The sequence below is a fragment of the Superficieibacter sp. genome (assembly GCF_032071645.1).
Lineage (GTDB): Bacteria > Pseudomonadota > Gammaproteobacteria > Enterobacterales > Enterobacteriaceae > Superficieibacter.
Genome location: NZ_DAMAPU010000001.1, coordinates 405,746 through 417,625, shown reverse-complemented (window position 1 = coordinate 417,625; position 11,880 = coordinate 405,746). Strand labels below are relative to the sequence as shown.

Annotated in this window: 12 protein-coding genes; 6 read left to right on the top strand and 6 right to left on the bottom strand. The window is 53.4% G+C overall.

The window, feature by feature from the left end; genetic code table 11:
- The first annotated feature begins 35 nt into the window (after positions 1–35).
- On the top strand, positions 36–575 hold the full coding sequence (locus RT197_RS02215) for a septation protein A (protein ID WP_312946856.1): 540 nt from the start codon (positions 36–38) through the stop codon (positions 573–575).
- Between the two features lie 84 nt (positions 576–659).
- Here the strand turns inward: RT197_RS02215 and RT197_RS02210 are convergent, their stop codons facing one another.
- Genes RT197_RS02210 through RT197_RS02195 form a run of 4 tightly spaced genes read right to left on the bottom strand, consistent with a single transcriptional unit; the run spans position 660 to position 4,814 of the window.
- A complete protein-coding gene (locus RT197_RS02210) occupies positions 660–1,757 on the bottom strand; it encodes a PTS transporter subunit EIIC (RefSeq protein WP_312946855.1) in 1,098 nt (365 codons plus the stop codon).
- A gap of 48 nt (positions 1,758–1,805) precedes the next feature.
- The gene (locus RT197_RS02205) at positions 1,806–2,087 is read right to left on the bottom strand and encodes a glucose PTS transporter subunit EIIB (protein ID WP_312946853.1); all 282 of its coding nucleotides are present in this window, start codon (positions 2,085–2,087) and stop codon (positions 1,806–1,808) included.
- The gene (locus tag RT197_RS02200) at positions 2,059–3,768 is read right to left on the bottom strand and encodes an alpha-glucosidase (protein WP_312946852.1); all 1,710 of its coding nucleotides are present in this window, start codon (positions 3,766–3,768) and stop codon (positions 2,059–2,061) included. The genes RT197_RS02205 and RT197_RS02200 overlap by 29 nt, the downstream gene beginning before the upstream one ends.
- Before the next feature lie 47 nt (positions 3,769–3,815).
- Complete coding sequence (locus RT197_RS02195; RefSeq protein WP_312946850.1) at positions 3,816–4,814, bottom strand: LacI family DNA-binding transcriptional regulator; 999 nt, start codon at positions 4,812–4,814, stop codon at positions 3,816–3,818.
- Positions 4,815–5,004: 190 nt separating this feature from the next.
- Between RT197_RS02195 and yciA the strand changes: the two genes are divergently transcribed.
- Positions 5,005–5,403 (top strand): acyl-CoA thioester hydrolase YciA, encoded by a 399-nt coding sequence (gene yciA / locus RT197_RS02190; protein WP_312946849.1) that lies wholly within the window; start codon positions 5,005–5,007, stop codon positions 5,401–5,403.
- A 33-nt stretch (positions 5,404–5,436) separates the two neighbouring features.
- Here the strand turns inward: yciA and RT197_RS02185 are convergent, their stop codons facing one another.
- Positions 5,437–5,973: a YniB family protein gene (locus tag RT197_RS02185; protein WP_312946847.1), complete on the bottom strand. Its 537-nt coding sequence runs from the start codon at positions 5,971–5,973 to the stop codon at positions 5,437–5,439.
- Between the two features lie 147 nt (positions 5,974–6,120).
- Between RT197_RS02185 and hxpB the strand changes: the two genes are divergently transcribed.
- From hxpB to RT197_RS02170, 3 genes are all read left to right on the top strand, one after another.
- Positions 6,121–6,789, top strand: a complete 669-nt coding sequence (hxpB, locus tag RT197_RS02180; RefSeq protein ID WP_312946846.1) for a hexitol phosphatase HxpB — start codon at positions 6,121–6,123, stop codon at positions 6,787–6,789.
- Positions 6,790–6,938: 149 nt separating this feature from the next.
- Complete coding sequence (locus tag RT197_RS02175; RefSeq protein WP_312946844.1) at positions 6,939–7,529, top strand: metal-dependent hydrolase; 591 nt, start codon at positions 6,939–6,941, stop codon at positions 7,527–7,529.
- Between the two features lie 128 nt (positions 7,530–7,657).
- On the top strand, positions 7,658–9,049 hold the full coding sequence (locus RT197_RS02170; protein WP_312946842.1) for an L-cystine transporter: 1,392 nt from the start codon (positions 7,658–7,660) through the stop codon (positions 9,047–9,049).
- A 41-nt stretch (positions 9,050–9,090) separates the two neighbouring features.
- On the opposite strand, the gene cedA is transcribed toward RT197_RS02170, so the two are convergent.
- Entirely contained in the window at positions 9,091–9,333 is a 243-nt protein-coding gene (gene cedA, locus RT197_RS02165; RefSeq protein WP_312946840.1) for a cell division activator CedA, read from the bottom strand.
- A 246-nt stretch (positions 9,334–9,579) separates the two neighbouring features.
- On the opposite strand from cedA, the gene katE reads away from it, so the two are divergent.
- Positions 9,580–11,838, top strand: a complete 2,259-nt coding sequence (gene katE, locus RT197_RS02160; RefSeq protein WP_312946839.1) for a catalase HPII — start codon at positions 9,580–9,582, stop codon at positions 11,836–11,838.
- Positions 11,839–11,880: the final 42 nt, after the last annotated feature.

The window sequence follows — 11,880 nt, the reverse complement described above, 5'->3', positions numbered from 1 at the left end:
CCGCACGCCGGGCGTTACCCATATGGAATCGTAGAATGAAGCAGTTTCTGGATTTTTTACCACTGGTCGTCTTCTTTGTTTTTTACAAACTGTACGATATTTATATGGCGACGACGGCGCTGATCGTCGCCACTGCCGTAGTGCTGATTTACAGCTGGCTGCGCTATCGCCGGGTTGAGAAAATGGCGCTGATCACCTTCGCGCTGGTAGCGGTGTTCGGTGGCCTGACCCTGTTCTTCCACAATGACGAATTTATTAAGTGGAAGGTCACGGTGATCTACGCCCTGTTCGCTGGCGCGCTGTTGTTCAGCCAGTGGGTGATGAAAAAGCCACTGATCCAACGCATGCTGGGCAAAGAACTTACGCTTCCCGCCCCGGTGTGGTCCCGGCTTAACATCGCCTGGGCGCTGTTTTTCATCCTCTGCGGGCTGGCAAATATCTACATCGCTTTCTGGCTGCCGCAAAATATCTGGGTCAACTTTAAGGTCTTTGGCCTGTCGGGGCTGACGCTGGTATTCACGCTGTTAAGCGGGCTGTATATCTTCCGGCATCTGCCGCAGGATGATAAACGCTAAACGTCAGACAACGGCCCTTCCACGGGCCGTTGTTATCCTCCCTGGTCATTTCATCCTTCACAGCCCGCCAGATTTCCTTCTCCCTTAAGCCACCGCGTTTTTCAGCGGCTGTTTGCGGGCACGCTGTGTCATCTTGTTCGGATTGATCAACAGCGTGGTTAAGGCAAAAGCGAAGATAAACACAATTATTCCTACACAGACGTAGCCGATAAGCTGGTAGCGGTCATAGATATACATCAGCGGTGATAACAGCACCGCCAGACCGTAGGAGTTCGCTTTAATCGATAACAGCGAGAGCAGCATTCCGCCCAGCGCCGAGCTGAGTATCATGATCCCCAGCGCGCGTTCACCGGTGCGCATGACCACGCCAAAAAGCGCAGGTTCGGAAATGCCGAGCAACTGGGTGGCGGTCGCCGAGATCCCCGACGTTTTGAACGCGGCATCATGAGATTTAATGGAAATCGCCAGGCAGACCGCCGCGTTGGCAAAACCGTACATCGCGCAAACGGTAATTAACGGATTAAAACCTGTGCTGGCAATCAGCGAGGTTTCAATCATGATAAACATATGGTGCATACCGGTCATGACGGCTATCGGGTAGATAAAGCCAATCAGAAAGCCGCCGATCCCCGCCGGCAGCGACAGGAAATGCTTGAATGCGATAATGGCGTAATATTCAAATCCATGGACCAGCGGCCCGAGCACCAGTAACGCAATGCCCACCGAGCACAGGATGACCACAAAAGGCGTAAATATCAGGTCCATTGACTCAGGCATAATCTTCCTGAAGAAAATTTCCAGCCGGGTGCCGATAATGCCGGTGATCAGCGCCGTTAAAACCGATCCCTGATAGCCGACCAGCGGGATAAAACCAAACATATAAATCGGCACCACATTGCCCGACGCCACATCATAGGCATTTGGCAACGCCGGTGACACCAGCATTAAGCCTACCAGAAAGCCGAGAATGGGCGTTCCGCCAAATTTTTTAAACGTTGACCAGCAAATAAATGCGGCAAGAAAAGCAAATGCCGTATCACACAGCACCGTGGACAGCGTCCGCACATAAAGAGGAACATCCTCAGGCGTACTGCCAAACCAGGCGAGAACGGTATCGTTGAAAATAACGCCTTTCAGACCGAGAAACAGCCCTGTCGCCCCCAGTCCGGGAATGATCGACACAAACACATCCGATAAATTTCGAATGCCTCGCTGTAACCTTCCGCTGGCCTAGCGGGTCATTTCATCTTTACTGACTTCGCTGACCTGATATTCCGCCACAAATTCCTGGTAGACTTTATTAACCAGACCGCTGCCCAGTATTATCTGGTATTGCCCTGCATTATAAAATACGCCCTTTACGTCGCGGATCTGGCGGATTTTATCGTCATCAATTATTTCCCGGTCTTTTACCTGTAGTCGCAGTCGGGTCGCGCAATGGGTACCCGAGATAATGTTATCACGCCCGACGATGCTGACAATTTCAACGGCAATCTCTCTGAATTTGTTCATTTTTAAAATGTCCTTTTATAAAAATGGTTTGGTAGGGTTGTATTTCGGAGGTAAGGCAATCGTAGTTATTAAGCAAGACATCTCCCTGTGGCAAAATAAAGGGTATCGTTTTATTACTCAGGTTGGTGATCGAAATAAAACGGTCGGTACGGCTTTTTCTTTCATAGGCAATGATATTTTCATCCGGGAAATCTAATGGAATAAATTCGCCATAAATCAGCGTTTCCGGCCAGCATTTATTACGTAAGCGGATCATTTTTTTATAAAATGAAAAGACCGAATCGGCATCATTTAACTGGCTTGCGGCATTGACGGTATAATCCGCTGACGAAAACGCCAGCCACGGCGTCGCGCCTGTGTTAAAACCGGCATTGAGGGTGTCCGCCCAGTGAAACGGCGTGCGGGCATTATCTCTGGAACGCTGGTTAACAAAATGCATCGCTTGTGGCGCAGTGAAGCCTTCGGCCAGCGAGCGGTGATAATTATCAATGCTTGAAACATCATCGAATTCGCTGATGTCCTGGCGGCAGAAATTTGCCATTCTCAGTTCCTGACCCTGATAAATAAACGGCGTGCCGAACATGAAAAAGTACATTGCTGCCAGTGCCTTTGCGCCCGTGGCATTTTGATATCTGACGTCTTTAATCAGTTTTGATAGCGCACGCGGCTGGTCGTGGTTCTCAATAAAGGTGGTACCCCACCCGGCGCGGACAAACGCCTGCTGGCTGGCAAACAGCGTCCGGCGAAATTCATCCACCGTCCAGTTATGCCGTCTGAACCACTCCGATCCATTTTCAACATCAATATCCGCAGCGTGGAAATCAAAAATCATATTAAAGTAGCCTTCCGCGCCAATATAGTTAGCGTACTGGTCAAAAGGCACACCCGGCGCTTCGCCGACGGTCACGCAGCGGAAGCGATCGAATGTTTTGGCTTTCAGTTCGTGGAGGAAGGTTTCAATACCGGGGCGGTTTCTGGATTTCACCTTAATGGACACCAGGCCATCGCTACCGTCCGCAGGGCAGGAACTAAAGTCACGATCTTTTTTGATAAACGTAATTGCATCAATTCTGAAACCCGCAATTCCTTTAGCAAGCCACCAGTTGACCATCGCATAAATATCTTCCCTGAGCGCCGGATTTTCCCAGTTCAGATCCGGCTGCTTTTGATGAAATACATGCAGGTAGTAGTTGTCTTCATCAGGTAATTTCTGCCACGCGCTGCCGCCGAACAGCGAGCGCCAGTTATTTGGCGCGCCGCCGTTTTTACCCGCTTTAAAAATATAATAATTGCGGTATGGCGATTGCGGGTTATTTACCGCCTCGCGAAACCAGGGATGCTCATCGCTGGTGTGATTAACGACCAGATCGATCATTATGTGAATGCCGTAATTTTTGGCACGGGTAATCAGTTCATCAATATCACGCATTTCGCCGAGGTCGGCATTGACGGCAAAATAGTCGGAAATATCATAGCCATTATCCGCCATTGGCGACTGATAAAACGGCGAAAGCCATATCATGCTGATCCCTAACTCGTGTAAATAAGGGAGTTTTTCAATGATGCCCCGAATATCGCCGGTGCCATCATTGTTACTGTCATAAAAACTTTTGGGGTAAATTTGATATACCACTGCTTCCTTCCACCACTCCACTGCCTGCGCGTCCTGCTGTATTTGCACGTCAACCTCCGCTTATGAAATCGATACCATATTGAGTTAAAAAAATTTTATGCTGACTGCCTGATAATTAAATCAGATCTGAGTAATGCCTCGTCATAGTGATAATGCTGACCGCCGATCTGCGCCAGCAGATATTCCACGGAGATCCGTCCAAGCTGTTCAATCGGCTGGGCGACGGTCGTCAGCGGGATAGTGACCATTTCTGCCAGCGGCAGGTTATCAAAGCCCATGACTGCAATCTCTTGTGGAACCGCGATCCCCCGCGAGGTCAGGCCGGAAATAAGGCCACAGGCGACTTCGTCACTGCCAGCAAATACGGCATCGGGACGCTCTGTGGCGGGCAAAGCGTAAATATGCTCACCCAGCGCGACGCCATCGGCCCAGGTATGCCTGTGGCGAAACAGCCAGTCTTCTTTAATCACGAGACCGCAGGATTTCATGGCTTCTGTAAAGCCCCGGTTTCTGCGTTTACCGTGACCGTGCTCATCAAAATTACCGCCTGTGGAATACGCTATTTTCGAATAGCCTTTGCCGATTAAATAATTGATGGCGCGCCAGGTAGCGTCCTGGTCATCGACCCGCACCACTGGCAAGGTTGTTTCTTTGATGCTGGTATTACACAGCAGGATCGGGCCATATTTTTGATAGGTTTCGATGATATTTTTATCATTCTCCACCGCGCACAGTATTAACCCGTCGATAATTTTTTTCTTAAGCAGGTCGAGGCAATTTTTTTCTTCACCGACGCTGTCATGGTTTTGCACAATAAGCACCGAATAGCCATTTTTACGGGCGGTAACTTCCATCGCATCCACGAGGCTGGCAAAAAACGGGTTGGTGATGCGGGAAATCAGCACGCCGATACGATGCGTTTTCACGCCGCGCATTTGCTGCGCCACGGTGCTGGGTTCGTAATCAAGCGCCTTCATCGCCGCAAGAATTTTTTCCTTTTTATCTTCGGAGATATAAGGATGCTGATTGAGAAAGCGGGACACTGTCGTCACCGAGAGTCCGGCTTTTAACGCCACATCTTTGATGGTTGCCATAAGATCATATGAAATCGTTATCACATGCCGCCAAAATAGGCCGATGAAAGTATTTCGTCAACTCGCACAGAGAAAAATTTGATCGCCTTCACAGCTGGCATTTCCACCCGCGTCATGGTCAGCCCATTCTCAGCCCTTCCCTTTCGTAGTAGCATTCGCCTGATATCGATAATGTGAAACCGGAAAAAGCATGACAACTGCAAACGATGCCCCGCAGGGCGAACTGGTGCTTCGCACCCTGGCGATGCCAGCAGACACCAATGCGAATGGTGATATTTTTGGCGGCTGGCTGATGTCGCAAATGGATATGGGCGGCGCGATTCAGGCAAAAGAAATTGCCCAGGGGCGGGTCGTCACCGTGCGCGTGGACGGCATGACGTTTTTGCGCCCGGTGGCGGTCGGTGATGTGGTGTGCTGCTACGCGCGCTGCGTGAAGAAAGGTAATACGTCAATTACGATTAACGTTGAAGTCTGGGTGAAGAAGGTGTCGTCTGAGCCCATCGGCCAGCGTTATAAAGCGACCGAGGCGTTGTTTATTTATGTGGCGGTCGATAACGAAGGCAAGCCAAGACCCCTGCCCGCCGCGTAACGCATCGCCCGGCACTGCGCCGGGCGCACTCGCTTAAATAAAGCCCAGCAGCGAAAAGAAGAAATAACCGATAATCAGCACTACTACCGGCATGACGTACAGCGGCACGATTTGCAGGAAAATAGTATGGCGCGGCACAACAATGCGCGACTCAATTTGCTCGCGGGTCATGCCGTCTGCGCCCTTTGCATTCTCAAGGATCATTTGATCCTGAACCCCTTCACGCAGGAAGCGCGCCTGGCGGCTCATGCGCGCGCCGGATGACTGTAACGCCAGCCCGACAAAAATCAGCGCGAAAATGATCCAGAACGACACGTTTACCCCGTGCTGAAACTCCGGCTGCGGCGAGTTGTACCAGAAAAAATTGAGAAACGGCGTATTGAAACGCATCATTTCAATCATCACATGCGCGAAGTCCAGCATGACGGCGTTGATGCCCGCCTGCTTTTCGCTGTGCGCATACATAAATTTCAGAACTGAAATGAGCGTGGAAACGACAGCGGGAATGAAAATCACCCAACCCGCGATCCGTTTCAGGATGGCGATGCGTCCAGCTTGTTGATACGTCATGGATTCCCCTCATTGAGACGCTTTGTTATCGCAGCTAATTCTACCTGCTGCCGCCAATCTTCGCCCGAATTTTAAGGCGGATATGCTATAACAACGGCATTGATCTCGATATTTTCATTTGTGTTCTGACTCCAGAGGAGGAGTGCCATGGCAGCTTCGCGTCAAATTCTCGCCGCAATTTTTGATATGGATGGTTTACTTATCGACTCGGAACCCTTGTGGGATCGAGCCGAACTGGAGGTGATGGAAAGCCTGGGCGTGGATATCAGCCGCCGCAACGAGCTGCCTGATTTGCTGGGCCTGCGCATCGATATGGTGGTGGAACTGTGGTACGCCCAGCAACCGTGGAATGGTCCAGGTCGGGATGAAGTCACTCAACGCATTATCAGCCGCACCATGAACCTGGTGGACGATGCCCGTCCGCTGCTGCCTGGCGTGCGGGAAGCCGTTGCGCTGTGCAAGGCTGAAGGGCTGAAAGTCGGGCTGGCGTCAGCGTCGCCGCTGCACATGCTGGAAAACGTCCTCACTATGTTTGGCCTGCGCGATGACTTTGACGCGCTGGCTTCGGCAGAACGTCTGCCGTACAGCAAGCCGCATCCGCAGGTCTACCTTGACTGTGCGGCGAAGCTGGGGGTTGATCCCCTGACCTGCGTCACCCTGGAGGATTCGGTGAACGGCATGATTGCCACCAAAGCCGCCAGAATGCGCTCCATTGTCGTTCCCGCCGCTGAAGATCAGCACGATGCACGCTATGCGCTCGCCAACGTCAAACTGTCGTCGTTGCGCGATCTGACCGCCGCACACCTGCGGGGTTAAATGTTGCGGGCATTCGTCTCCTGAATGCCCGTCATTACTGGTTATTTTCCTGACATTTGTGACAAAGAGTTACAACGTCACCTCTTTCGCCTACTGTATAAAAACCCTATACTGGATGAATTGACAGTTTAGCGAGTTTTACCTTAATCATGACGGCGGAAGGCCACCTCCTTTTTTCTATTGCCTGCGCGGTGTTTGCCAAAAACGCCGAGCTTACGCCTGTGCTTGCGCAGGGGGACTGGTGGCACATTGTTCCCTCCGCAATCCTCACCTGCCTGCTGCCTGATATTGATCATCCGCAGTCCTTTCTTGGTCAGCGGCTGAGATGGATTTCCCGGCCGGTCGCCAGAGCTTTCGGGCACCGGGGCTTTACCCACAGTCTGCTGGCGGTATTTATCGGGCTGACGCTGTGCTATCTGAAAATCCCGGAAAGTTGGGTGATCCCGGCTGACGCGGTGCAGGGTCTGGTGCTGGGTTACTTAAGCCATATCCTTGCTGATATGCTCACCCCCGCCGGGGTTCCGCTGTTGTGGCCCTGCCGCTGGCGTTTCCGGCTGCCGCTTCTCGCGCCGCGCAAAGGCAACCAGCTTGAACGCGTGCTGTGCATGGCGCTGTTCGCCTGGGCTATCTGGATGCCGCAAAATCTGCCGGACAACAGCGCCGTGCGCTGGTCCTCCAGCATGATCAATTCTCTGCAAACCAGCTTTTACCGTCTGATTAATCAGCAATTTGGGCATTAAACGCCCGCTTATTTCATTTAAGGCATAAACCATTCCATTTGGATATAAGACCAACATCACACTTCTGCTACTCTTGCGCCATCCGAGTCGGCGATGATACGTCGACCACCATATAAAGGAGAACGGGGATGAATTTTCCATTAGTGGCGAACATTATCGTGTTCGTGATTTTGCTATTTGTGCTGGGGCAAACCCGTCATAAACAGTGGAGTCTGGCAAAAAAAGTGCTGGCAGGTCTGGTACTGGGGGTGGTCTTCGGGCTGGCGCTGCAATTTATTTACGGCGACGAAAGCCCGGTGCTGAAAAGCTCCATTCAGTGGTTTAACATCGTCGGCAACGGCTATGTGCAACTGCTGCAAATGATCGTCATGCCGCTGGTGTTCGCCTCTATTCTAAGTGCGGTGGCGCGTCTGCATAATGCCGCCCAGCTGGGTAAAATCAGCGTGCTGACCATTGGCACCCTGCTGTTTACCACTCTGATTGCCGCGCTGGTTGGGGTTCTGGTGACCAATCTGTTCGGTCTTTCTGCCGAAGGTCTGGTGCAGGGCGCAGCCGAAACGGCTCGCCTGAACGCGATTGAGACTAACTACGCGGGCAAAATCGCCGATTTAACCGTGCCGCAGTTAATCCTCTCTTTTGTACCGAAAAACCCGTTTGCCGATCTGACCGGGGCCAGCCCGACCTCTATCATCAGCGTGGTGATCTTTGCCGCGTTCCTCGGCGTGGCGGCGCTGAAACTGCTGAAAGATGACGTGGAAAAAGGGCAGCGCGTACTGACCGCTATCGACACCCTGCAAAGCTGGGTGATGAAGCTGGTGCGTCTGGTGATGCAGGTCACGCCTTACGGGGTGCTGGCGCTGATGACCAAAGTGGTCGCTGGCTCCAACCTTCAGGACATCATCAAGCTCGGCAGCTTCGTTATTGCCTCTTATCTGGGGCTGGGGATCATGTTTGTGGTCCACGGCATTCTGCTGGGCGTTAACGGTATCAGCCCGCTGAAATATTTCCGCAAGGTCTGGCCGGTGCTGACCTTTGCGTTCACCAGCCGTTCCAGCGCGGCCAGCATTCCGCTGAACGTGGAAGCCCAGACGCGCCGTCTCGGCGTACCGGAATCTATCGCCAGCTTTGCCGCTTCTTTTGGCGCCACCATTGGTCAGAACGGCTGTGCCGGGCTGTATCCGGCAATGCTGGCGGTGATGGTTGCCCCGACGGTAGGCATTAACCCGCTGGATCCGGTGTGGATTGCTACTCTGGTGGGTATTGTGACGGTGAGCTCTGCCGGTGTGGCGGGCGTTGGTGGCGGTGCGACGTTTGCCGCGCTGATTGTCCTGCCCGCGATGGGCCTGCCGGTTACCCTGGTCGCGCTGCTGATCTCCGTGGAGCCGCTGATCGATATGGGCCGTACCGCGCTGAACGTTAGCGGTTCCATGACCGCCGGGACGCTGACCAGCCAGTGGCTGAAACAGACCGATAAAACCATTCTTGAGAGCGAAGACGAAGCCGAACTGGCTCATCGTTAATCGCGCTTGCCGGGAGGCGTTCGCTTCCCGGCTCCTTTCACTTACTCGCCAGCGATATCGCCTTCCTGACGCATTTGCGTTGCCCAGCGCTGGGCCGATTCCGGCACGCTGAACGCCTGCGAGCGGCGAAACTCTTCGCCCATCATCACGAAAGCCACATACTTACCGCGCAGCAGCCAGACGTCCTGAAAACCCTCCATTTTGACCGCATGTTCCGGCGGCGCAGGCTCGATTCGAGGTACGTAGCTGATGACAGGGCGATTTTGTTGTCGAAGCGTTTTCATAAAAAGTTAATTCACTAAGCAGTACACAAACACACTCCTATGATAGCCGAAATGCCCCCCGCGCGTCGCGTCGGGTGTGCTTTGCTCTTTGTAAAAGCGTATCAGGGCGGCAAACGAGCGCAAAAACCGCCTGAAGGATGTCATCTTGCCTGCTTCCCCTGCCCGTCCGCCAGATTGTTCTATAGTTAGAAGGGCTTTTTAAATTAGCAACGACCTTTTCAGCAATGAAAACAGGAGACGAGTGCAATGTCGCAGGATCATAAAAAAAGTAAAACGCATACTTCGCCAGTCCATGATGAGAGAGAAGCACAGCCAGGGCTGGACTCACTGGCTCCCGAAGATGGCTCCCATCGCCCCGATCCGGTTCCCACCCCGCCAGGCGCACAGCCGACCGCGCCGGGCAGCCTGAAGGCACCGGACACCGAAAGCGAAAAACTCACCGCGCTGGGCGCATTTCGTAAAGGCAGCGAAGACGAAGCGCTGACCACAAACCAGGGCGTTAAAATCGCCAACGATCAAAATTCGCTGCGCGCCGGATCGCGTGGCCCCACGCTGCTGGAAGATTTTATCCTGCGTGAGAAAATCACCCATTTCGACCACGAGCGTATCCCGGAGCGTATCGTCCACGCGCGTGGCTCGGCGGCGCACGGCTACTTCCAGCCGTATAAAGATTTGAGCGATATTACCAAAGCCGATTTCTTAAGCGACCCGGAAAAGAAAACGCCGGTTTTCGTGCGTTTTTCGACCGTTCAGGGCGGCGCTGGCTCGGCGGATACCGTGCGCGATATTCGCGGCTTTGCTACCAAATTTTATACTGAAGAAGGCATCTTTGATTTAGTCGGCAACAACACGCCGGTGTTTTTCATTCAGGATGCGCATAAGTTCCCCGACTTTGTTCACGCGGTGAAACCGGAGCCACACTGGGCGATCCCGCAGGGCGGTTCTGCGCACGACACTTTCTGGGATTATGTCTCCCTGCAACCGGAAACGCTGCACAACGTGATTTGGGCGATGTCCGATCGCGGCCTGCCGCGCAGCCTGCGCACGATGGAAGGTTTTGGCATTCATACTTTCCGCCTGATTAACGCTGAAGGCAAAGCCACTTTTGTTCGCTTCCACTGGAAACCGGTGGCGGGTAAAGCGTCGATGGTGTGGGATGAGTCGCAAAAACTGACCGGACGTGACCCGGATTTCCATCGCCGTGAACTGTGGGAAGCCATTGAAGCGGGCGATTTCCCGGAATTTGAGCTGGGCTTCCAGCTGATCCCGGAAGAAGATGAATTCAAATTCGACTTCGACCTGCTCGATCCGACCAAGCTGATCCCGGAAGAACTGGTGCCGGTACAACTGGTCGGCAAAATGGTCCTCAATCGTAACCCGGATAACTTCTTTGCGGAAAACGAACAGGTCGCGTTCCACCCAGGGCACATCGTGCCGGGGCTGGATTTCACCAACGATCCGCTGCTACAGGGTCGTCTGTTCTCGTATACCGATACGCAAATCAGCCGCCTCGGCGGACCAAACTTCCATGAAATTCCGATTAACCGCCCGACCTGCCCGTATCATAATTTCCAGCGTGACGGGATGCACCGGATGGATATCGACACCAACCCGGCCAACTACGAGCCGAACTCGATTAACGATAACTGGCCGCGCGAAACGCCACCGGCCCCTAAACGCGGCGGTTTCGAAAGCTATCAGGAGCGGGTGGACGGCAATAAAGTGCGCGAGCGCAGCCCGTCATTCGGCGAATATTATTCGCATCCGCGCCTGTTCTGGAACAGCCAGACGCCGGTAGAACAGCAGCATATTATCGACGCTTATAGCTTTGAACTTTCGAAAGTGAGCCGCCCGTATATTCGCGAGCGCGTGGTGGATCATCTGGCGCGTATCGACCTGAAACTGGCGCAGGGCGTTGCCGATAATCTGGGGATTGTGCTGACGGATGAACAACTCGCGATTACCCCGCCGCCGGACGTAAACGGCCTGAAGAAAGATCCGTCCCTGAGCCTGTACGCCATTCCCGGCGGCAGCGTGAAAGGCCGCGTGGTGGGCGTTCTGCTGAACGAGAAAACCAGCGCCAGCGACCTGCTTGAACTGCTGAAAGGGCTGAAGGCGGAGGGCGTACATGCCAAACTGCTGTATTCCCGGATGGGCGAGATTGCTGCCGATGACGGTACGGCGCTGAACGTGATGGCCACCTTCGCCGGTGCGCCTTCCCTGACCGTGGATGCGGTCGTGGTTCCGGGCGGTGATTTGTCGAGCCTGAAAGACAGCGGCGATGCGATTTACTATCTGCTGGAAGCGTATAAACATCTGAAACCGATTGTGCTGGCGGGCGATGCACGGCAGTTCAAAACGGTGCTGAACGTCGATGCGCAGGGCGAAGAAGGTATTGTTGAAGGTGACAGCCTTTCGTCGTCAACGGTACAGGAGCTGATTACACTGCTGGCGGCGCACCGTGTCTGGTCACGCTCCAGTAAGATTTCGGCTATTCCGGCGTAACCGGGATCCGGCATCAACAAAACCGCAGCGCTTCTGGCGCTG